General features: G+C 51.4%; 15 protein-coding genes and 1 pseudogene. 11 read left to right on the top strand and 5 right to left on the bottom strand.

The features are described from left to right. Positions 1-55 precede the first annotated feature (55 nt). From hisS to der, 4 genes are all read left to right on the top strand, one after another. The gene (hisS, locus tag D0Y50_RS13500; protein WP_108565990.1) at positions 56-1,333 is read left to right on the top strand and encodes a histidine--tRNA ligase; all 1,278 of its coding nucleotides are present in this window, start codon (positions 56-58) and stop codon (positions 1,331-1,333) included. A gap of 50 nt (positions 1,334-1,383) precedes the next feature. Then, entirely contained in the window at positions 1,384-2,004 is a 621-nt protein-coding gene (locus tag D0Y50_RS13495; protein WP_117317389.1) for a YfgM family protein, read from the top strand. Between the two features lie 85 nt (positions 2,005-2,089). Continuing rightward, positions 2,090-3,316 carry an outer membrane protein assembly factor BamB gene (gene bamB / locus D0Y50_RS13490; protein ID WP_408640659.1) on the top strand — a complete coding sequence of 409 codons (1,227 nt, stop codon included), beginning with the start codon at positions 2,090-2,092 and terminating at the stop codon, positions 3,314-3,316. 122 nt (positions 3,317-3,438) lie between these two features. Beyond that, entirely contained in the window at positions 3,439-4,881 is a 1,443-nt protein-coding gene (gene der / locus D0Y50_RS13485; protein ID WP_108565993.1) for a ribosome biogenesis GTPase Der, read from the top strand. Positions 4,882-5,548: 667 nt separating this feature from the next. Here der and D0Y50_RS19420 read toward each other — a convergent pair. Together D0Y50_RS19420 and xseA are read right to left on the bottom strand one after the other, a co-directional pair. Beyond that, the gene (locus D0Y50_RS19420) at positions 5,549-6,061 is read right to left on the bottom strand and encodes a hypothetical protein (protein ID WP_147318245.1); all 513 of its coding nucleotides are present in this window, start codon (positions 6,059-6,061) and stop codon (positions 5,549-5,551) included. A 603-nt stretch (positions 6,062-6,664) separates the two neighbouring features. Then, complete coding sequence (gene xseA, locus D0Y50_RS13475) at positions 6,665-8,029, bottom strand: exodeoxyribonuclease VII large subunit (RefSeq protein WP_117317385.1); 1,365 nt, start codon at positions 8,027-8,029, stop codon at positions 6,665-6,667. Between the two features lie 103 nt (positions 8,030-8,132). Here xseA and guaB point away from each other — a divergent pair, with 103 nt between their 5' ends. The 3 genes and pseudogenes from guaB to D0Y50_RS13460 all read left to right on the top strand — a co-directional run bounded on the left by guaB (position 8,133) and on the right by D0Y50_RS13460 (position 12,860). Further along, positions 8,133-9,602, top strand: a complete 1,470-nt coding sequence (gene guaB, locus D0Y50_RS13470; protein ID WP_108565996.1) for an IMP dehydrogenase — start codon at positions 8,133-8,135, stop codon at positions 9,600-9,602. Between the two features lie 67 nt (positions 9,603-9,669). After that, positions 9,670-11,247 (top strand): glutamine-hydrolyzing GMP synthase, encoded by a 1,578-nt coding sequence (guaA, locus tag D0Y50_RS13465; RefSeq protein ID WP_108565997.1) that lies wholly within the window; start codon positions 9,670-9,672, stop codon positions 11,245-11,247. 111 nt (positions 11,248-11,358) lie between these two features. Then, positions 11,359-12,860: pseudogene (locus D0Y50_RS13460) on the top strand (IS91-like element ISCR2 family transposase). A 543-nt stretch (positions 12,861-13,403) separates the two neighbouring features. On the opposite strand, the gene mscK reads toward D0Y50_RS13460, so the two are convergent. Then, a complete protein-coding gene (gene mscK / locus D0Y50_RS13450) occupies positions 13,404-16,793 on the bottom strand; it encodes a mechanosensitive channel MscK (RefSeq protein ID WP_218023540.1) in 3,390 nt (1,129 codons plus the stop codon). A 294-nt stretch (positions 16,794-17,087) separates the two neighbouring features. Here mscK and D0Y50_RS13445 point away from each other — a divergent pair, with 294 nt between their 5' ends. From D0Y50_RS13445 to D0Y50_RS19560, 4 genes are all read left to right on the top strand, one after another. Beyond that, positions 17,088-18,581, top strand: coding sequence for an IS91-like element ISCR2 family transposase (locus tag D0Y50_RS13445; RefSeq protein ID WP_117317380.1), 1,494 nt, complete (start codon positions 17,088-17,090; stop codon positions 18,579-18,581). Between the two features lie 261 nt (positions 18,582-18,842). Further along, positions 18,843-19,613, top strand: a complete 771-nt coding sequence (locus D0Y50_RS13435) for a hypothetical protein (protein WP_108565999.1) — start codon at positions 18,843-18,845, stop codon at positions 19,611-19,613. Between the two features lie 50 nt (positions 19,614-19,663). Continuing rightward, on the top strand, positions 19,664-20,494 hold the full coding sequence (pip, locus tag D0Y50_RS13430; protein WP_108566000.1) for a prolyl aminopeptidase: 831 nt from the start codon (positions 19,664-19,666) through the stop codon (positions 20,492-20,494). Beyond that, positions 20,481-20,648 carry a DUF6880 family protein gene (locus tag D0Y50_RS19560; RefSeq protein WP_170145512.1) on the top strand — a complete coding sequence of 56 codons (168 nt, stop codon included), beginning with the start codon at positions 20,481-20,483 and terminating at the stop codon, positions 20,646-20,648. Before pip ends, D0Y50_RS19560 begins: the two co-directional genes overlap by 14 nt. A 527-nt stretch (positions 20,649-21,175) precedes the next feature. Here the strand turns inward: D0Y50_RS19560 and D0Y50_RS13410 are convergent. Further along, positions 21,176-23,239, bottom strand: coding sequence for a putative bifunctional diguanylate cyclase/phosphodiesterase (locus D0Y50_RS13410; RefSeq protein ID WP_117317376.1), 2,064 nt, complete (start codon positions 23,237-23,239; stop codon positions 21,176-21,178). Then, complete coding sequence (locus D0Y50_RS13405) at positions 23,236-23,628, bottom strand: YfiR family protein (protein ID WP_170145511.1); 393 nt, start codon at positions 23,626-23,628, stop codon at positions 23,236-23,238. Before D0Y50_RS13405 ends, D0Y50_RS13410 begins: the two co-directional genes overlap by 4 nt. Positions 23,629-23,684 lie beyond the last annotated feature (56 nt).

Raw genomic sequence — 23,684 nt, 5'->3', positions numbered from 1 at the left:
CCTTAAAGCCCCTATAATGCGGGGCTTTTATATATCAGCAGTATGAGAAATTCAGGTGGCTAAAACAATACAGGCTATTCGCGGAATGAACGACTGTCTACCGGAAGTTTCCGGTATCTGGCAGCAAGTGGAAGCAACCCTACGACAAGTGGTGGCCAGTTATGGTTACCAGGAAATTCGTACGCCAATCGTTGAAAGCACGGACCTGTTCAAACGCTCTATTGGTGAAGTCACCGATATCGTTGAAAAAGAAATGTATACCTTCGAGGACAGAAACGGCGACAGTCTGACGCTGCGCCCGGAAGGTACAGCCAGTTGCGTTCGCGCGGGCAATGAACATGGTCTGCTATACAATCAACAGCAACGTTTGTGGTACATGGGGCCGATGTTTCGTCATGAGCGCCCGCAAAAAGGCCGGTATCGCCAGTTTCACCAGTTTGGTGTAGAAACCTATGGCCTGGAAGGGCCGGACATTGATGTCGAGGTTATTTTACTCAGCGCCCGCATCTGGAAAGCCTTTGGTATCGCCAATCATGTAAAACTGCAAATCAACTCTTTGGGATCAAACGAAGCCAGACAAGCGTATCGCGAGGCGTTAATAGCGTTTCTTACATCCCGTGCAGACCAGCTTGATGAAGACTCGTTACGACGGATGGAATCAAATCCGCTGCGCGTGCTAGATAGCAAAAACCCCGAAGTGCAGGCCGCGCTGGCAGATGCTCCCTCCTTGCTTGATCATTTGGATGATGAGTCCAAACAACATTTTTCACTTTTGTGTGAACGATTGACGCAAGCGGGTATCGAATATGAGATTAATCCGCGTCTGGTTCGTGGCCTGGATTATTATAATCGCACCGTATTTGAGTGGGTTACCGAAAGTCTTGGCTCACAGGGTACCGTATGCGCCGGTGGCCGCTACGATGGCTTGGTTGAGCAGCTTGGTGGTAAAGCGACACCCGCTGTCGGTTTTGCCATGGGTATAGAACGCCTGGTATTGCTGTTAACAACCTTAAAAGCGGATGAGCAGGATACCAGTAGTGCCGACATTTTTGTCACTGCGCTGGGCGATGATGCGGCGGTTTATGCTTTGACTGTGGCAGAGCATATCCGCGACACCTTGCCTGCGGCACGTGTGGTTATGCACTGTGGCGGCGGTAATCTTAAAAAGCAGTTGAAACGGGCCGATAAAACCGGCGCGGGTGTGGCATTGTTACTGGGCAGTGAAGAAGCTCAGCAACGGCAAGTTACTATTAAGCCGTTGCGTGATGGTCAGGAACAAAGCACGGTTGCACTTGATGCGTTAGACAGCGCGCTAATGCCGTTAATTGGATAAGTAATCAAGCCCGCCAAGGCGGTGGGCTTGCAGCAACATAGAGGTTTGTGATGGAACAGTTCGCGACAGAAGAACAACAAGTAGAAGCGATAAAGCGATTTTGGAAGGAAAACGGCACAGCAATTATCGTGGGTGCGGTTTTAGGCCTAGGTGGTTTGTGGGGCTGGCGATATTACAGCGACACTCAGGTAGCAGCTAAAGAGCAAGCCTCTGAGCAATATCAAAGCGCGATTGAAACTATCCAGAACGACGATGGTTTGGACAATGTTCAGCAGTTTATGCAAAACCACAGCGATACCGGCTATGCCAATATTGCGGGTTTGATTACGGCACGTAAGCTGGTGGAAAGTGGAAGTCTTGATGAAGCCGCTGCAACCTTGCAAAGCGTTATTTCCGGCACCTCTGATACGCATCTTAAAACGCTGGCATCTATACATTTGGCGCGCCTGCAAATTGAGCAGGATAAAGCGGACCAGGCCGTGTCTACGCTCAACGGTTTAGAAGATGAGGCTTTTACCGGTCTGATCGCTGAAATTAAAGGGGATGCGTTTGTGAAGCAAGCGAAAATGGATGATGCGCGTATGGCGTATACCAAAGCGCTGGAAAGCAACGCCCGAAATCAGCTGGTGCAAATGAAGCTGGATAATCTGTCTGTAGCCACTGGCTCATAACCACATCCAAGAGGTAGTTAGTTTGTCACGATTAACGTGTGGCCGAAAAGGCCGGATTTCACGCACAATAGGACTCTCCCTGTTAATGACAGCGTCACTTTCAGGTTGTACAACTATTTCGAACTGGTTCGCGGATGACGATGAAATCGAAATTCGTACCCTTAAACCTATTGATGCCCAGTTTGAACCCAGCATGGTATGGGATACCGATGTTGGTGATGGCATTAGCGATTACTTCTCACGCTTACGCCCGGTGTATGGCGATAACAAGGTATTTGTTGCCAGCCGACATGGTGATGTGGCCGCGCTTGACCCCCAAGATGGCGAGCCCGTGTGGGAACGCAACCTGGCGGTATTTGACGAAGAAGGCATGCTTAGCGCCGTAGCTAAACTATGGCGCTCTGGTGAGTCTGCCCGGATTGGCGGTTTAGCTTATGACAAACAGACTGTGTACATCGGTACGGAAAATGGCGCCATCGTTGCTATGGATGCTGCTACGGGGGAAACCAAATGGTCCCAGTCGGTGGAAGGTGAGATTATCTCAGCGCCCGTGGTATCAGAAAACGTATTGGTAGTGAATACCGGTGCCGGTACCTTGTTCGGTTTAAATGTTGATAATGGCGAGCAGCTTTGGATTAACGAAAGTGACGTTCCGCCGCTGACCTTGCGTGGCATATCATCTCCTATCGCCGCGAATGGCGGTACTATTGTTGGGACGCCCACCGGTAAAGTTCAGGTCAATATTATTGACTCTGGCTTAGTCGCTTGGGAAACCGCGATTACCAAGCCTTCCGGTGCGACTGAATTAGAGCGTATTGTGGATGTGGATGTAACGCCGTTGCTGTACGGCGGAATTGTTTATGCAATTTCGTATAACGGCACCTTAGCGGCTATTGAATTGCGTAGCGGCCGGGTTATCTGGAAACGTGAGTATGGGTCGTATCGCGATATCTCTATGCAGGGAAATACCTTGTATGTAGTAGACAACAATTCAGTTATTTACGGGCTTGACCGCCGTAACGGCGTTGAACTGTGGTCACAAAGCTCATTGAAAAAACGCTCACTCACGCAGGCCGAACCGGTAGGCGATTATTTAGTAGTGGGTGATAAATGGGGCTTTTTACATTGGGTTGAACAGTCTTCAGGTAAAATAGTGGCCCGTTATGATTTAGGCGGCGACGATGAAGATGAGTCAGTATATGTGGCGCCAATTGTAGTGGGAGACAACATTATTGCGATTACCCGTGATGGCACGGTAGCCGCGATTACTTCACCTACGGCATCATCGCAGGATGAAACGCCCGCTCAATAGAAAGCCAGTCCAGACAGGCTGACGGCATAGCCGTTTACCGGTATAATGGGCTTTAAAAGAACAGGCCGCGTGAACACGCGGCCTGTTTGTTCTTGTTTATATCTCATGTAGGAATACATTAAATGTTGCCTGTAGTTGCACTGGTGGGCCGGCCAAATGTCGGAAAATCCACGCTTTTTAACCGACTTACAAATACCCGGGACGCACTGGTTGCCGATTTCCCCGGGCTCACCCGCGACCGCAAATATGGACAGGCTACCTTTGATCGCAAACAGTTTATCGTGGTTGACACCGGTGGTATTACCGGCGATGAAGAAGGTATTGATGCCCATATGGCGCAGCAATCCTTATTAGCGATAGATGAAGCTGATGTTGTATTATTTCTGGTTGATGCCCGCGCCGGGTTAATGCCAGCCGACCAGGGTATTGCAGAACACTTGCGCAAAGTGAATAAAAAAGTGTACGTGGTTGCCAATAAAGTCGATGGTATTGATGGTGATAGCGAAAGCGCTGATTTTTACGCCATGGGGCTGGGCACTGTTTATCAAATAGCAGCAGCCCATGGGCGCGGCATATCCCGATTGCTGGACACTGGTTTAAATCCATTGGCCGAAGAGTTCCCGGCCATGTTGGTTGAGCCCAAGCCAGAGCACGAAGAGTTGTCGGCAGAAGAGCAGCTAGCACGTCTGCAAAGCTTACCTATCAAGTTGGCTATTGTGGGAAAACCCAACGTGGGGAAATCTACCTTAACCAACCGTATTTTAGGGGAAGAACGGGTGGTGGTTTATGACTTACCCGGTACTACCCGAGATAGCGTTTATATTCCACTTGAACGCGACGACCGCGAATATATTCTTATTGATACTGCTGGTGTGCGTAAGCGTCGACGGGTAACAGAAGCGGTAGAAAAATTCTCGATTGTAAAAACTCTGCAGGCGATTGAAGAGTCAAATGTGGTTCTTCTGGTAGTGGATGCCCGTGAAGGTATTTCGGACCAGGATCTTAGTTTATTAGGTTTTGTTCTTAATTCAGGCCGCTCATTAGTACTGGCGGTGAATAAATGGGACGGATTGAATACTGAAATAAAAGACGAAATTAAACGCGAATTGGATCGCCGGTTAGGTTTTATTGACTTTGCGCGTCTGCACTTTATTTCCGCACTGCATGGTTCTGGTGTTGGTAATTTATTTGATTCGGTTGTTGAAGCTTACGATAGCGCCACCCGCCGGGTTAATACCTCCATGTTGACCCAGATAATGGAAATGGCACAAGAAGAACATCAGCCGCCCTTGGTTCAGGGCCGCCGGGTGAAAATGAAATACGCCCATGCCGGGGGCTATAACCCGCCAGTAATTATTATTCATGGCAATCAGGTTGATAAGCTTTCTGGTGCGTATAAGCGTTTCTTAATGAATTATTTCCGCCGTTCACTCAATGTAATGGGTACGCCGATAAAAATTGAGTTCAGAGAAGGCGCCAACCCGTTCGAGGGTAAGAAAAATAAGCTGACATTGGGTCAGGAGCGAAAACGTAAGCGCATGATGTCGCATTACAAGAAAAAATAACAACTTAAGAAAGGGGCTTTATGCCCCTTTTTACTTATCTTACCAATTAGGCCAGCGCGCTATCTTGGCTTTGCTGGGTTAACCTTTAGGCCCGCTGGTTGTTTTAGGTTTATCCCTTTCGGTCTGCGGCGTGTGTAATGAGCATTCGCCGTGTTGGTGGCGGCAACCAGAGGGGCCGCCACGGCCCCTCTGGACTTCCCATGTATGCCCTGGCAAACGTGAGCCATTGTTCACCCCGTCAGGCAATCCGAATCAGGCTCGACGCAACATCCTGTTTCGGCGAGCCTTGCCTGCGACATCCCTGTCTAGGCTTCGGTTTGCTTATCTGCCGGGCTGCCCAATACGTTTGATGGGCAGGCAAAGCAGAGATCTCTGTAGCTCTTGCTCGTTTCCCCCTTGTCGTGGGATTCCCCAATCCGGTCAGGAAAAATGCCGGACAGACGAGGGAAGGAGCCCGAGTCAGACCAGGCCGGGGCAGGGAAGCCCCGTCGTGGGCGGTGACCGGCATCTGAGCGGGTAGGGGAATGTTGTCACACGTCAGGGGCGTCCGGGGATTCCCAAGGGGAACGACGTGTTCCCCTTGGGTTGCTGCCGCCAACGCGGCAAAAGCTAGATAAACCTTGCGGCCCGCAGGGATAAAACCAACAAAAGCCGCCAAAGCAAAAAACTAACGAAAGAAGCCGGATGTAAAACCAAAAAGTAATTCAAATAAGCTATGCCCACTTGTGGCAGCAACCCGGCAACAGCCAAATAAACCTTGCGGCCCGCAGGGATAAAGCCAACAAAAGCCGCTAAAGCAAAAACTGCCCAAAGAAGCCGGATGTAAAAACAAAGGCAAATTAAAGCGACTGAAGTTTAACTTCCCGCTGAATATGCCGGATGTAAAACTAAAACGTAATTCCATCCACTCATACCCCCTTGTCGTGGGATTCCCCAATCCGGTCAGGAAAAATGCCGGGCAGACGAGGGAAGGAACCCGAGTCAGACCAGGCCGGGGCAGGGAAGCCCCGTCGTGGTCGGTGACCGGCATCTGAGCGGATAGGGGAATGCTTACCCACGGCAGGGGCGTCCGGGGATTCCCAAGGGGAACGACGTGTTCCCCTTGGGTTGCCGCCGCCAACGCGGCAAATGCTAAATAAACCTTGCGGCCCGCAGGGATAAAGCCAACAAAAGCCGCCAAAGTAAAAATCTACCGAAAGAAGTCGGATGTAAAATCAAAAGGTAATTTAAATAACCCATGTTCCCCTTGGGTTGCTGCCGCCAACGCGGCAAAAGCTAGATAAACCTTGCGGCCCGCAGGGATAACACCAACAAAAGCCGCCAAAGCAAAAAACTACCGAAAGAAGCCGGATGTAAAATCAGAAGGTAATTCAGATAACCTATGCCCCCTTGTTGTGGGATTCCCCAAGCCGGTCAGGAAAAATGCCGGACAGACGAGGGAAGGAACCCGAGTCAGACCAGGCCGGGGCAGGGAAGCCCCGTCGTGGTCGTTGACCGGCATCTGAGCGGGTAGGGGAATGCTTACCCACGGCAGGGGCGTCCGGGGATTCCCAAGGGGAACGACGTGTTCCCCTTGGGTTGCCGCCGCCAACGCGGCAAATGCTAAATAAACCTCGCGGCCCGCAGGGACAAAGCCAATAAAAGCCCCAGGGCAAAAATCTACCGAAAGAAGCCGGATGTAAATCAGAAGGTAATTCAAACAACCGGCAGCCACGCGGCAAAAGCCAGCAGGGCTGACTATCACCTAAACTATCACCTAAATTATCACCTAAATTATCCCCTATCAGCCTGCGGAATCCTTGCGGTTCAGGCTAACCACCGTACTGATGATTTCGCCATCAGTAACCCGGGTGGTCAGTGTTTGGCCTTCATGTACATTTTCCACCGTCGTCACCGGGGTATTTTCAGCAAAAGTAATGCTATAACCACGGGCCAGCGTCGCCAGGGGGCTCACGGATTGCAATAGTTGAGCAGCGGTGGCTAGTCGCTTACCTTCATTGGCCAATTGCTTTTGCATAGCGCGGGTAAGCCGCTGACTTAGGCTGTCATTACGAACGGTATGCCGATCAATGCGGGTACTGGGGTCGTGACGAAACAAGCGGTGGGTTAATTGTGCGTGGCGGCGCTGCAGCTGATTAATCTTGCCCGACATCGAGTGCGCCAGTGCAAGCTGAAGCCGGTCCACATGTTGGGACTGGGTACTTAACTGGTTGGAGGGGTGACAGGCCTTAAGACGCTGCTGTAATACCTGTAACGCATGTTGATACTGACGACAATGCCGTTGCCACGCCTGGCCTAACGCAGCGGTCTGGGAGGTAACGCGGGCAAGTTGGGCTTTACTGTCCTGGCTGAGTAATTCCGCGCCAGCCGAGGGTGTAGGAGCACGCAAATCTGCCACAAAATCGGCAATGGTAATGTCTACTTCGTGCCCTACAGCACTGACTACCGGTAACTGGCTTTGCGCTATAGCATAAGCAAGTTGCTCATGGTTAAAACACCATAAATCTTCTAACGACCCGCCGCCCCGGGTCAGCAGTATTACATCTACCTCATTACGTCTATTGGCTATTTCCAATGCGCTGATAAGCTGCGTATGCGCAGTCTCACCCTGTACCATGCTGGGGTATACAATTACCTCAGTCGCCGGACTGCGCCGGGCTAATACGGTTAATACATCATGCAGGGCCGCTCCAGTGGCCGAGGTGATAACACCAATCCGGTTAATATTATCCGGCAGGGGCTGTTTTTGTTCTGCGGCAAATAAGCCGGCCCCGTGAAGGCGCTGTTTTAGCGCTTCAAATTCCTGTTTAAGGCGGCCTTCACCGTCGCTTTCAAGATGTTCTACAATCAGCTGATAATCACCGCGTGGTTCATACAGACCCACCGAGGCACGCACCAGCACCTTATCGCCTTCTTTGGGGCGCTCCCGCACGCTGCGATTGGTATTTTTAAACATTGCTGCGCGCACCTGGGCTTTATTGTCTTTTAACGTAAAGTACCAGTGGCCTGACGCAGCACACACAAAGTTAGATATTTCGGCAGATAGCCAGATTAGCCCAATCTCACCTTCTAAAATGGTGCGGGCTAACCGATTTAGCTTGGTCACCGAGAGAATTTGCCGACTTGCAGAGGGGCTGTTAAATAGCATAGAAAAAAATTCTTATTGATAAAATTCAAATACAGTTTACCTGAAACTGAAAAAACACTACAATTGCGCCGCAATTAACCTCCGACCAAAAAGGTGTTGTTGCATGCTCAGAATCGTCCAAGAAGCCCTGACCTTCGATGATGTGTTGCTGGTTCCCGGCCACTCTACTGTCCTTCCTCATACTGCTAACCTGCAGACTAAACTTACGCGCAATATAACGCTGAATATTCCAATGGTCTCTGCGGCTATGGATACGGTCACAGAAGCGCGCCTGGCAATTGCGCTTGCCCAGGAAGGCGGGTTAGGTTTTATCCATAAAAACATGCAGCCACAGGAACAGGCTCGTCACGTCCGCGAAGTAAAGAAATACGAAAGTGGCGTGGTTTCTGATCCGGTTACGGTATCAAAAGACACCCCACTGGGCGATGTGCTGTCATTAAGCAAAAAAATGGGTTACTCGGGTTTTCCGGTAACCGACAAAGACAATAACCTTATTGGTATCGTTACCGGTCGGGATATGCGCTTTGAAAACCGCCTGGAGTTACCTGTACATAAGGTAATGACCGGTAAAGATAAGCTGGTCACCGTCAAAGAAGGGGCCAGCTCTGAACAGGTTTTAGAGTTAATGCATGCCAACCGAATTGAGAAAATTCTGGTCGTTGATGACAACTTCAAACTGACCGGCCTGATCACGGTTAAAGATTTCCAGAAAGCTGAAAGCAAGCCTAATGCCTGTAAAGACTCACTAGGTCGGTTACGGGTGGGCGCAGCGGTAGGCGTAGGGCCAGGTACCGACGAACGCATTCAGTTACTAGTGGAAGCGGGCGTCGACGTATTACTTATCGACACCTCCCATGGCCACTCGCAAGGCGTTATTGACCGCGTAGCAAAGGTACGCGCTACATATCCGGAGCTGGAACTTATTGCCGGTAACGTGGCGACCGCAGCAGGCGCTAAAGCACTGGTAGAAGCTGGAGTGGATGCGGTGAAAGTCGGTATAGGCCCAGGCTCTATATGCACTACCCGGATTGTTACCGGCTGTGGCGTACCCCAGATTAGCGCGGTGTCTGATGCTGTCGATGCCATCGAAGGCTCAGGTGTACCGATAATTGCTGATGGCGGTATCCGTTTTTCCGGCGATATTGCTAAAGCGTTGGCCGCTGGTGCAAGCTGTGTCATGGTAGGCAGCATGCTGGCAGGTACAGAAGAAGCGCCTGGCGAAGTTGAGCTGTATCAGGGACGTTACTTCAAATCGTATCGGGGTATGGGTTCGCTGGGTGCCATGGACCAAAGCCATGGTTCTTCTGACCGTTACTTCCAGGATCCTAACAGTGCCGAAAAGCTGGTACCTGAAGGTATTGAAGGCCGGGTTGCGTACAAAGGGCCTATTTCAAATATCATTCACCAGCAAATGGGGGGGTTACGCTCCGCCATGGGCCTGACGGGCTGTGCGACAATCGATATTTTGCGTAACGAAGCAAAATTTGTAAAAGTGACGTCCGCGGGTATGGGAGAGTCTCATGTGCATGATGTGAGCATCACCAAAGAAGCACCCAACTACCGGTTAGGTTAATTCACGCATTTGCTGCAGGTCAGGCTGGTTTTCACCAGCCTGACTGGTTTTATATACGGACAAAAATATGACAACAAACATTCATGACCAGCGTATTCTGATTCTTGATTTTGGGTCGCAGTATACGCAACTGATTGCACGCCGGGTGCGTGAAATAGGCGTTTATTGTGAGCTTTGGGCCTGGGATGTGACCGAAGAGCAAATTCGCGAATTTAATCCTCAGGGCATTATCTTGTCTGGTGGGCCCGAGTCGGTCACAGTGCTGGATTCGCCGCGCGCGCCGCAATACGTATTTGAAGCGGGTGTGCCGGTGTTAGGTGTATGTTACGGCATGCAAACAATGGCAGAGCAGTTGGGCGGCAGCGTTTTTGGTTCGAATAAGCGCGAGTTTGGCTATGCACAGGTAGAAGTTGCCGAGCCATGCCCGCTGTTGAGTAAAATTGAAGACCATATCAGTGATAACGGCAACGCGCTGATGGATGTCTGGATGAGCCACGGCGATAAGGTGGAAAGTATTCCGCCAGGGTTTGTTACTACGGCCTATACGCCTTCATGTCCGCACGCAGCCATGCATAACCTGGAAAAGCAATTCTTTGGGGTGCAGTTTCACCCTGAGGTAACCCATACCCGGCAGGGCTTACGCGTACTGACACATTTTGTTATGGATATTTGTGGCTGCGAAAAGCTATGGACGCCTGGCGCAATTATTGAAGACGCTATCGCCCGCATTAAAGAAAAAGTGGGTAGCGACCGCGTAGTACTTGGCCTTTCTGGCGGGGTCGATTCTTCGGTAGTGGCAATGCTTATCCATCGGGCTATTGGTAGCCAGCTTACCTGTGTATTTGTGGATAACGGCTTACTGCGGTTGAACGAAGGTCAGCAGGTAATGGATATGTTTGGCGACCATTTTGGCCTGAACATTATTAAGGTTGATGCAGAGGACCGCTTCCTGGCCGCCCTGGAAGGCGAAGCTGATCCTGAAGCCAAGCGTAAAATTATCGGTAATGAGTTTGTTCGGGTGTTTGATGAGCAGGCCAGTAAGCTGGTTAATGCTAAGTGGCTGGCTCAAGGCACTATTTATCCTGATGTTATCGAATCTGCCGGTTCTGCAACCGGTAAAGCCCATGTTATTAAATCGCACCATAATGTTGGCGGCTTACCCAAAGACATGAAAATGGGGTTGGTCGAACCGCTGCGGGAGTTGTTTAAAGACGAAGTACGCAAAATTGGACTTGAACTAGGCTTACCGTATGACATGCTGTACCGCCATCCGTTCCCGGGCCCGGGTTTGGGCGTACGGGTACTAGGTGAGATCAAAAAAGAATACTGCGACTTGCTGCGTAAAGCAGATAACATTTTTATCGAAGAGCTGCACGCGGCCCAGCTATACCATAAAGTAAGTCAGGCCTTTACGGTGTTTCTGCCGGTACGTTCGGTAGGAGTGATGGGTGATGCGCGTAAATACGACTGGGTGGTATCACTGCGGGCGGTAGAAACTATCGACTTCATGACCGCCCACTGGGCCCACTTGCCGTATGACTTTTTAGGGCGGGTGTCTAACCGCATTATCAACGAAATAGACGGTATTTCGCGGGTGGTATACGATATCTCTGGTAAGCCGCCGGCTACTATTGAGTGGGAGTGACGGGCACTGGCTGGCAATGTCTAGCAACGGCAGGCATTTCGGCTGAGGGTAAAAGAACTTTCCGCTAAGCGATAGACTGTATGTAAACACAGTATTGCAAGGACGCGGAACATGCCTCATGTGGCGGCCAGGACGGCCAGGACGGCCAGCCGGGATCGGGATACTGGTCGTTACCAGAGCCACCGACCCGAGCAAACCCTTCTCTATCAGATCGTTGACGAGTATTACCCGGCATTCGCTGCGCTTATGGCAGAGCAGGGAAAGGAATTGCCGGGCTATGTGCAACGGGAATTTGAAGAATTTCTCCAATGCGGGCGGCTGGAGCATGGCTTTCTACGGGTTCGCTGCGAGTCTTGCCACGCCGAGCACCTGGTCGCTTTCAGCTGTAAGCGTCGCGGTTTCTGCCCGAGCTGTGGGGCGCGGCGGATGGCCGAAAGTGCCGCCTTGCTGGTTGATGAAGTACTGCCTGAACAACCCATGCGTCAGTGGGTGTTGAGTTTCCCGTTTCAGCTGCGTTTCCTGTTTGCCAGCCGGCCCGAGATCATGGGGCGGGTGCTGGGCATCGTTTACCGCGTCATTGCCACGCACCTGGTCAAGAAAGCGGGCCATACCCACCAAGTGGCCAAGACGGGCGCGGTCACCCTGATCCAGCGTTTTGGATCGGCGCTCAATCTGAATGTTCACTTCCACATGCTGTTTCTCGACGGTGTGTATGTCGAGCAATCCCACGGCTCAGCGCGTTTCCGCTGGGTCAAGGCGCCGACCAGCCCAGAGCTCACCCAGCTGACGCACACCATCGCCCACCGGGTGGGTCGCTATCTGGAACGGCAAGGCCTGCTGGAACGGGATGTCGAAAACAGCTATCTGGCCTCGGATGCGGTGGATGACGACCCGATGACACCCCTGCTGGGGCACTCGATCACTTACCGTATCGCTGTCGGTTCACAGGCGGGGCGAAAGGTGTTCACTTTGCAAACTCTGCCGACCAGTGGTGATCCGTTCGGTGACGGGATTGGCAAGGTAGCCGGGTTCAGCCTGCACGCCGGCGTGGCGGCCAGGGCCGATGAACGCAAGAAGCTCGAACGGCTGTGCCGGTACATCAGCCGCCCGGCGGTATCCGAGAAGCGGCTGTCGTTAACACGAGGCGGCAACGTGCGCTACCAGCTCAAGACGCCGTACCGGGACGGCACCACGCACGTCATTTTCGAACCATTGGATTTCATTGCAAGGCTGGCCGCCCTGGTACCGAAGCCCAGAGTCAACCTAACCCGCTTCCACGGGGTGTTCGCACCCAACAGTCGGCACCGGGCGTTGGTCACGCCGGCAAAACGGGGCAGGGGCAACAAGGTCAGGGTGGCTGATGAACCGGCAACACCAGCACAACGGCGAGCGTCGATGACATGGGGCAACGGCTCAAGCGTGTTTTCAATATCGACATCGAGACCTGCAGCGGCTGCGGCGGCGCCATGAAAGTCATCGCCTGCATTGAAGACCCTATAGTGATCAAGCAGATCCTTGATCACCTGAAGCACAAAGCCGAAACCAGCGGGACCAGGGCGTTACCCGAAAGCCGGGCGCCACCGGCTGAGCTGCTCCTGGGTCTGTTTGACTGACGAGCCTGAAGGCCAACGATACCAATCAAAATGCTGCGTTCACAGCGCCGCGGCAGGGATCCGCCGTGCTGGTTGTCGGAAAAGGAGCCGCTAGTGGGAAAGAGGAGGGTAAATTTTCAGCGTTGCTGGCTCCCCGTCAGCCGGATTGGGTTGCATCGCAGGGGTGTCGAAAGAGTCAACTGCGGTCCAAAGCTGTTGGACTTGGGTGAAAAGGGCGTTTATTCTTCCTATACGTACACCCCCAAAAGGCGAGACAAAGATAGGGATAGGGATAGGGATAGGGTATAAAAACCTGCTTGATATCAGAACAATACCAGCCGCTACAAATTTCCTGCCAAGATGATCTCAGTCATCACAAAAAATAAGCAGACGCTGATGAGCAATGCCACGATAAATATTTTCGAATACTGTATTCAGGCCTTACAAAGCCAGCTCACTCCCCAGACGCAGAATTCAGATAGCGGCTCTATTTAAGAAAAGCAGGCAAACCAGGTTTCACTGAGAACCATGACAGATGAGGGCCAAGCTAGGGATTCGAGCCCTCTAGTCATCGCCCTCGCCTGGCGCAGAGCGTGATGACGCCTTTTGCTCATCGTGGTAATGAGCCGTAGATTGGCTTTCAGCTTCTGCCGTGACGCCATTGAGGGAAACGCCCTCGGCGGTGGAGCGCAAATGGATATCGAGCTGATTAAAGGCAATTTCGACGCCAAGCTCCCGGGCGTTGGCATCAATCGCCCGGTTCAGCTCATTGATAGCAAATAAGATATCGCCAATTTCGCCAATATAGACGCGAAGCTCATGGTCTAAGGTGCTGGCACCAAAAGCCATAAAGAGAATAAGCGGTTCTGGATCCCGTAAAACACGAGCGTTATCTGCCGCAGCCTTAGCCAACACATCGTGACAATCTTGTAGATTGGAGCCATAGGCAAAACCCACTTTGAGCGTTGCCCGGGTTACCGTGTCGCTCAGCGACCAATTTACCAGGCGCTCGGTAACAAAAACTTTATTGGGAATAATAATTTCTTTGCGGTCAAAATCGATAATGGTAGTGGCGCGAATACGGATGCGGCTAACGGTGCCAGACAATTCACCAATAGTGATCACATCACCGATGCGCACAGGCCGCTCGAACAGAATGATAATGCCCGAAATAAAATTAGCGAAAATTTCCTGCAGACCAAAACCAAGGCCCACGCCAAGCGCCGCCACCAACCACTGCAGTTTGCTCCAAGACAAGCCCAGCGCACCCAAGGTGATGATCACCCCAATCACCACAATCGTATAAGAAAGCAACGTGGTAATCGCGTAGTTAGCGCCCTGCTTAAGACTGAGCCTCGATAACAGCAATACCTCCAGCAAGCCTGGCAGGTTACCAACCAGAATAACGGTACCGACACCAATCGCCAGCGCCGTCATTACGTCGCCCAAACTAATCGGGGAGGTAGTAGCATTGATTCCGCTGCCTTCGGTGCTTTCCCACAACACAATGGTGTTGGTGTAAGAAAAGGCGTTAATGACATCTGCCCACACCCAGTAAAGCAACACACCAAACAATACCAACAACCCTAAGCGCAGCAGTCGCAGCGATTGCTGGTTAACTTGATGCAAGTCCAGCTGAGGCTCCTCAACCTCGACACCCTCAACGGTATCTTTAGGCTCTGCTTTGCGTTCTGCTACAGCGCGCTTATAGGCCAGACGCTGCGCTGCCACAGCCAAACCCCGCACTGCAGTGGCGTCAACCAACAGCCACAACAAGGCAAAGTAAAAGGTATCGATCATCCGGCCAGAAAGACGTACCGATGTAAAGTAATAACCCACCACAATCAAGCCCACCAGCACCAGCGGAATCCCTGCGCTTAAACAGATTGCGCCAGAACGCAAAGTACGGGAGTGATTCTGGACCGGATAGGCAAGCACGGCACGCGTCAGCATCACGCCAATCACCACCAACCCTGCCACAATGGTTACCAGGCCAATACGATCATTGCTTAATTGGGCAGGCCATTCTTGACCAAAAGCAATCACCAGCGTCATCGGCACCATGGTCAAGCCAACCGCCAACAACCGTCGGCGTAATTGTCGATTGCTATCGACGCTCCAACTAAAATGACGTTGAGCTATACCATCGCCCGCCAGCAGTCGATAGCACAATTCAAACACCAGCCAGAGCAAGGCAATTTTCACCAGTGCCGCGCCCAGTACCGTACTCAGGGTGCCAGATTGTACCCACAGCTCCCAGCCCAGCAGGCTCAACAATAGTGGACCGGGAGCGCACAGTATTACGGTGTAGAAAATAGCCAAGGGAGTGTGGCGCTGGCTGTCTCGTCTTAAATAGCCAATGTCACCGTTGAGTGCTTTTATTTGCCTGTGCAAACGCGGCCGCAATAATAACAAGCCACTGGCTAGAATGATCGGCAAAAACAGCCAATGCCATTTTTCTTGGACTATCTCTATCCCATTTTCCTTCATGCGTTGCCAGGGCACTGATTCGACTTGCTTCACCACTTGACCGGGAAACGCCACAAACCAAGTCAAGGACAGTGGTTGCGTGCTGGGCATCCAAAATGTCTGCTCGGAGATGGCGTTATGCAAGCTGTTGGTCAACTTGCTTAACTGTTCCTGAGAGAGATTGAGCCGCACCAGGATATTCAATTTTCGGCCCAGCTCTTGATCCAGCTGGTTGAGCAAATCCACCCGGTTGTCTGCCAAGCGTTGCAGCCCGTTTCGCAACTGCTGTTGCTGCTCCTCGTCAAGATCGAGGTTATCGGCCAAGGTAGTGTTCTGGCTCTCTAGCTCCTGAAGCTTTTGTCTAATATCGAACCGTATTAACCGCGCCTCGGTGATTTGTTTTTCTAGACCTTCCCGGGCTTTAAACTGAGGCAGACTTTTCTGTTGCTCATAGAGAATACGCGACAACAGTAAGCTGCCATCGAGCATCTGAATCTGGTCATTGACGGTACTGGATAGCGCTCGGGTTCGATCCAGCAACGTCTCTGCATCAATCACTTCTCGGATCAAAGTACTGACATCATTGGCCGTATTTTTAAGTTGCTCACGCAGCTCGTCATTAGCTGACCGCGCCGCTTTCAGCTTTGGGTTGCCAGCCAACGACTCAGACAGATCAAGTTGATCGCTGCCGATCTCCGCGCTGAGTGATTCGTCCCGGCGCTCGTGGATCATCGACTGCAACGTATCCAGTCTCGCTTGTATCACTTGAGTTTGGGCTTCCAGTATCCGTTTGCGCAGGCGTGCCAGCTCTTCCAGTGTGCTGGCAACAGACAGCTCTTGGTTGCGCAGCTCGATGCGAACCTCCAATGCAATCAATTCAGTGCGCAACTGCGTCTCTTCAACGTCGGCTAGTGCTTCATTTTCCTGGTTCAGGCGTCGGCGTATGTCGTCAGTACGCGCAAGGCTATCGCTGATCGTGCTTTGGGCACGTTCAGGCAAGGTCTGCGCACGAGTCAGCTCACCACTCACCTTGGCCAGTGTTTGCTGGTTCTCTTCCAAAGTATCCAATTGCTGGCCCAGCTCCTCGCCCAGCGCCTCCAGTGACAGCCCCTGATATCTAGATTGCCAGTCCCGCTCCCGATCCTGACGCGCTTGATTCAATTGCTTCTGCAAGCGGTTACGCTCCATCGGCGCCTGCTGTTTGCGTGCATTCAGTGATTCTATTTGCTCTCGATTAGCCTCAATCTCTTGGCGCAGTGCCAGGGTTTGCTCAAGCTGTTCTCGTTCGGGCGCATTTCCCCCAGGCTTGTCACTTTTGCTCTCACTCTGACTGTCACCTTGCTCAGGGCCTGCCCCAGACAACTTCTTTTGCAGGTCGCCAATATTCGGCAACGAAAACGCACCAGTCTGCGCTTCCGCCCCAGCCATTGGCAGCAGCGATAGCAACAAAACCAGCGATAACAAACGAAATAATACGGTAGACACAACAAAAGCCTTTGGTTTGAATGGCAGCAGACCCAGTATAGTCAGGCTGCGGCGCAACGAAGTCAACTGCCTTTTCACGACTCGATATGGCAATAAACAACCTCACACTAGTCGCAACTCAGGCAGAGTAAAAAAGCCGATATCGATAGAAACCGAATAGCAACTTATGTTCAAGAAAATTATCTAGCGGTGAATAAAAATGTTTAGATACGGCAGGCATTTCGGCTGAGGGTAAAAGAACTTTCCGCTAAGCGATAGACTGTATGTAAACACAGTATTGCAAGGACGCGGAACATGCCTCATGTGGCGGCCAGGACGGCCAGCCGGGATCGGGATACTGGTCGTTACCAGAGCCACCGACCCGAGCAAACCCTTCTCTATCAGATCGTTGACGAGTATTACCCGGCATTCGCTGCGCTTATGGCAGAGCAGGGAAAGGAATTGCCGGGCTATGTGCAACGGGAATTTGAAGAATTTCTCCAATGCGGGCGGCTGGAGCATGGCTTTCTACGGGTTCGCTGCGAGTCTTGCCACGCCGAGCACCTGGTCGCTTTCAGCTGTAAGCGTCGCGGTTTCTGCCCGGGCTGTGGGGCGCGGCGGATGGCCGAAAGTGCCGCCTTGCTGGTTGATGAAGTACTGCCTGAACAACCCATGCGTCAGTGGGTGTTGAGTTTCCCGTTTCAGCTGCGTTTCCTGTTTGCCAGCCGGCCCGAGATCATGGGGCGGGTGCTGGGCATCGTTTACCGCGTCATTGCCACGCACCTGGTCAAGAAAGCGGGCCATACCCACCAAGTGGCCAAGACGGGCGCGGTCACCCTGATCCAGCGTTTTGGATCGGCGCTCAATCTGAATGTTCACTTCCACATGCTGTTTCTCGACGGTGTGTATGTCGAGCAATCCCACGGCTCAGCGCGTTTCCGCTGGGTCAAGGCGCCGACCAGCCCAGAGCTCACCCAGCTGACGCACACCATCGCCCACCGGGTGGGTCGCTATCTGGAACGGCAAGGCCTGCTGGAACGGGATGTCGAAAACAGCTATCTGGCCTCGGATGCGGTGGATGACGACCCGATGACACCCCTGCTGGGGCACTCGATCACTTACCGTATCGCTGTCGGTTCACAGGCGGGGCGAAAGGTGTTCACTTTGCAAACTCTGCCGACCAGTGGTGATCCGTTCGGTGACGGGATTGGCAAGGTAGCCGGGTTCAGCCTGCACGCCGGCGTGGCGGCCAGGGCCGATGAACGCAAGAAGCTCGAACGGCTGTGCCGGTACATCAGCCGCCCGGCGGTATCCGAGAAGCGGCTGTCGTTAACACGAGGCGGCAACGTGCGCTACCAGCTCAAGACGCCGTACCGGGACGGCACCACGCACGTCATTTTCGAACCATTGGATTTCATTGCAAGGCTGGCCGCCCTGGTACCGAAGCCCAGAGTCAACCTAACCCGCTTCCACGGGGTGTTCGCACCCAACAGTCGGCACCGGGCGTTGGTCACGCCGGCAAAACGGGGCAGGGGCAACAAGGTCAGGGTGGCTGATGAACCGGCAACACCAGCACAACGGCGAGCGTCGATGACATGGGCGCAACGGCTCAAGCGTGTTTTCAATATCGACATCGAGACCTGCAGCGGCTGCGGCGGCGCCATGAAAGTCATCGCCTGCATTGAAGACCCTATAGTGATCAAGCAGATCCTTGATCACCTGAAGCACAAAGCCGAAACCAGCGGGACCAGGGCGTTACCCGAAAGCCGGGCGCCACCGGCTGAGCTGCTCCTGGGTCTGTTTGACTGACGAGCCTGAAGGCCAACGATACCAATCAAAATGCTGCGTTCACAGCGCCGCGGCAGGGATCCGCCGTGCTGGTTGTCGGAAAAGGAGCCGCTAGTGGGAAAGAGGAGGGTAAATTTTCAGCGTTGCTGGCTCCCCGTCAGCCGGATTGGGTTGCATCGCAGGGGTGTCGAAAGAGTCAACTGCGGTCCAAAGCTGTTGGACTTGGGTGAAAAGGGCGTTTATTCTTCCTATACGTAACCCCACCAACCATAAGGTTTCTATATGTTTTTCCGTATTTTATTCGCATTGGTTTTCACTATAATTGTATCTGGCGTCAATGATGCCAAGGCCGAGGTCGTTGTGCCCGAATGTGATGCTCTTATTGATTGGGCCAAAGAGATGCCTGTCAGGCAAAGCAAGTCCCTCAGGCAGTTAAGCCCAGCCGAGCGTATAAAACAAAATGAAGAATATGAGGCTTTTGATAAAAAAGCGAATGAAGTCGCACGACGCGCGTTAAGTGATGATGTGATGACTTCTGTTTTTGGTGCGCCGCTAAGTGAATGGGGTAGGGGCGATAAAAAAACAGTCGTGATGAAAATTGGATCTTGTTCATCCTCATGGCCGGACGAAAATGAACGTAGGCGTTTGAATTTGCTGGCGGGTAAAAGTAATAGATTTTCCGGCACGGTAGGGGACAAGCTGCCGGCGTATAAACAGAAAGATAAGTCATCCGCGTTGACGGATCCCGGTTGTGAGCGAATGAATAACTGGGCAAGCAAAGCGGGTACCAAGGAAAAAAGCATATCTGTGGCAAACCGTCAGGCCATGCTGTTCACTGATGCTGATACACAGGCGTTATTCGGGATGGCATTTAGTCAGTGGAGCGGCCGCGAATATGCCGGGGCGCAATCTTTTGTCTCAAATTGTTTTCAAGAGATTCGCAAGCAAGACGATCTAATGGCAGCAGGCTTGCTTGAAGCGTATGAAGGTTTGAGGATTGCTTCATTTTATCTTGCACAACAGATCAGAACGAATGGATATAATCGCCAATAGTTTACGCTGTATAAAATATTCTTGCTTAGGACAATTACTGTAGGATAGCGATGTACCCCCAAACAGATCCCTATGACAGTGGATATTTGGATGTCGGAGACGGGCATGAATTATATTATGCGCAGTATGGCAATCCGAATGGGGAAGCGGCTGTCTATGTCCATGGCGGGCCGGGGGGCGGCTGTAGCTATAACGAACAGCGCTATTTTGACCCTCATTATTTTCGCGTGATTTTGTTTGATCAACGCGGAGCGGGGAAAAGCAAGCCCTATGCCTGCACAGATCATAATTCCATCCGGCATCTGGTCAATGACCTGGAAATGCTGAGACATCACCTCGATATTGCACGGTGGAATCTCGTCGGCGGGTCTTGGGGCTCCGCGCTGTCCTTATTCTATGCGCTTGAACATCCGCAGTTCGTAAAGCGTATGTTGCTGCGTGGCATATTTCTGGCCGATTTAGAGGGATCCTTACATATTATCGAAGATGGCGGGGCGAACAGATACCGCGATGATTATTTCGCACAATACCGTGACTTAGTCCCGGAAGACGAACGGCAGCAAGGTTTGGTGCGACCTTATTACAGGCTTCTTACACAAGGCACGGAAGAACAGGCCCTCGAAGCGGCGACGCGTTTCCATTTGTGGGATAAGGCGATCGCTAATTATAACATTGATCAGCAGGGCCTGACAGAGATTGCCAATAATCGTGAAGACAATCTGGCCATATCCCGTTTGTTTTTCCATTTTGTCGTGAATGAGTATTCGGCCGATAATAAAATTCATCTTTTATCCGGGCAGGACACATTAAAGGATATTCCCCTTGATATTGTGCATGGGCAGGAAGATTACATTTGTCCGGTGGCAAATGCAGGCGCGTAGCAAGGCTTACGGCCATGGCGCGCTCTATTTTAAAAAGCTGGAAGCGCTGGCCGGGCGAATCAAGGTGTTCGACCCTCTGCTGGAGCATCACGCCTTCGTGCAACAATTGCAGTCAGCGCATGGGCGTAAAAGCAGTTTTTGGGCACGCCTGTAGACTTGATGTAGTATTAAAGCCCGCTAATCGAGCATGAGTCTCATACGGATGCTCGGGTCGAAAGGGAATCCCCAAGCGAGTAACCTGTTTGCGGTGATCCATTAGCTGCAGGAGCAGAAGAGCATACATCTGGAAGCAAAGCCAGGAAAGCGGCCTATGGAGCTGTGCGGCAGCGCTCAGTAGGCAATTTTTCAAAATATTGTTAAGCCTTTTCTGAGCATGGTATTTTTCATGGTATTACCAATTAGCAGGAAAATAAGCCATTGAATATAAAAGATAAAAATGTCTTGTTTACAATAGAGTGGGAATAACCCTACGTGGATTTTCTGCGATAAATAATTAGGCTTTAGGCCGGTTGTAGACCAAACCTCGTGCTGAGCACGGGGTTTTTTATTGGCCACTCGTGTCCGGCTCGGGTTTTTATATGTTGTTACAGGTTGCAGCACATTCAACCCACCCAAATTACGGTCTAAGCGCTGTAATAGCGGGGTTACGTAATCCAGCTGTACCCGCATTATAGGTACACGTTATATTACCGGCGCTGCTGCGCTCTGGTCCGCCAAAATTGTTTGTACCTCGCCTGGGGGCAACGGTGGGTTATAATAGTAACCCTGAATCACTTCACAGCCCATCTGCTGTAATATTGCCATCTGCGATGCGTCTTCTACGCATTCGCCTACGGTGGTCAGCTTCAGGCTTTTGGCTAGCATGACAATCGCACTGACAATCCCGTCGTTTGATTGTGAATGACCCAGATTACTCACAAAGCTGCCATCAATTTTCAGTTTGTCTACTGGTAACGTACTTAAATAACTAAGGCAGGAATAGCCGGTACCAAAATCATCAATCGACACACTGATACCCAGTTGCTTTAGCTCATACAACGATGCCAGCGCCTGGTCAGTGGCACTGATAAATGTATTTTCGGTTAACTCAACTTCCAGCAAGGCGGGCGGTACGTTATGGCGCTCTAAAATATCTTCAATCTGAGCGGCGCTATCAGTTTGGGTAATAAAGCAGGCAGGTAAATTAACGGCCACCGGGACTACCGGTAATCCGAGCGCAAGCCAGGTGTGAATTTGCGCGCAAACCTGATTAAGGATCCAAACACTTAACGGATTGATCAGCCCCGCTTCCTCGGCTACCGGAATAAATTCACCTGGGGCAATAGTCCCTTTAGCATCGTACCAGCGAATAAGTGCTTCAAGGCCGTGCAACTTATTGGTACCAGTGTAATATTGCGGCTGATAAACCATGGTAAAAGCATCATCAGTGATTGCCTGACGCAGTTTGCTTTCCAGCGATAAACGATTGATGGAATCAACCAGCATAGAGTCATCAAAAAAGCGCCAATGCCCGGGGCCACTTTGTTTAGCATGATACATGCTGGTGTCGGCATGCTTTAATAAGGTAATGCCATTAGTTTGCTGATCCGGAAAGGTCACCATGCCGATACTGGTAGAAATATGCAGCTTATTGGTTTGAATCAGCATAGGCTCATTCAAACTGGCGATAATGCGCTCAGCTAAGTGGATGAGCTCATCCTGAAGCTTAAAATTTTCCACCATAATAACAAACTCATCGCCACCCCAGCGGCATACAGCATCCGCCTGGTGGACGATTTCGGTTAAACGATGGGCAACCTGAATAAGCACTTTATCGCCCGCATCATGGCCAAGGCTGTCATTTATAATTTTAAACCGATCAAGGTCAAGGAATAAGGCGGCCAGTTGTGTCTGGCGCTGTTCTGCATTTTGTAATCCCTGTTCCAGCAACTCCACGAATAAATGTCGGTTGGGCAACTGGGTCAGCGCATCGTAGTTGGCGCGCTGGAAAAGCTGTTCGGTGCGCAGTTTTACCAAGCTTTCCAACTCGGTATTATGCGTTTCCAACTGGCGCTGGTGGTCCTGCACGGTAGCCAGAATATCATTTACCCCGGTAAACAATTCGCCTAGTTCGTCCTGTCGGGCTACCGATAAGCGGGCATCATACTTGCGGGTATGCGCCACCTGGGTAACTAACTGAATCAGTTTGTTCACCGGGTTGGTTAGCATGCGCTGTAAACGCCAGTTAAATAAATAAGATACCAGCATACTTACAATCAACACCCCCAGCACCACCATTAGTGCATGCTGCTGCTGGGCATCCAGTGAATCGGTGGTGGCAGAAAGGATTAAATATCCAATTAATTCCTGTTCAAACTCAATGGGCTCTACAAAGTAAAGTTTGTGGTTGCGAAATGTCGGCCCTATTGGCAAATCCTGGGGCGTTGTAGCGTCAATAACGCCCGCTCGGGAATAGCCTGCAAATAACGCATGCGTGGGTGTGTAGACCCGGGCAAAACGGGTACCTGGTAGCTGCGCTGCTGCCTGCAATAAATCATCGGTGGTCTGCGCATCGTTAAACAGTAGCGATGAACGGCTGGCCGAGGCCAACAATGCAGACTGACTGCTCAGGGTATCTACCAGATTTTTTTTATAATCATCAACAAAACTGGAATAAAGTAGAAAAGCAACTAACGTCAGGGCCATAAAGTTAACCGACAATACCGCCAGTAACTGTTTGGTAAAAAACGAAGAGCGCCGGGTCATTTGATTTTTGCCACTTTTAATAATTCAGAGCTGATCGTCAGGTTCAAACGCTCGGACTGGGCTGTATCAATTTCAAAACGCAGCCGGTTATGTTCCTGATAAAATGTAAACACCGCAGCTAGCCCCGGCGGTGCCGGAGCATCGGTAATAATCAGGGTGGCGGGCGTCAGTGCGGGAAAATCTATCTGCGGGCCAGGTAAATAAGCCAAATCGCATCGCGCAGCGGCGCTAAGTTCAATAATACGTAAGTCATTGCGTTTGTCCCGGCCGGGTTTGCTGTTAATCAGAGCATGAAAAAAAGCCACAAAGTCAGTGGGCTGTTGTACACAAAATACTAAGGGTTGGGGGTGGTCCGCAGGCCAGCTAATAAAGCGGGTAAAATTATACATATAGGCCGCCTTTAATTTATCGACCTTCGGTAAACTCGCTTCCGCCGTTTGGAACA

Origin of the sequence: Salinimonas sediminis (assembly GCF_003429285.1) — a bacterium.
Classification (GTDB): domain Bacteria; phylum Pseudomonadota; class Gammaproteobacteria; order Enterobacterales; family Alteromonadaceae; genus Alteromonas; species Alteromonas indica.
The sequence above is the reverse complement of the archived record's forward strand: the minus strand, read 5'-3'. Positions and strand labels throughout refer to the sequence as shown.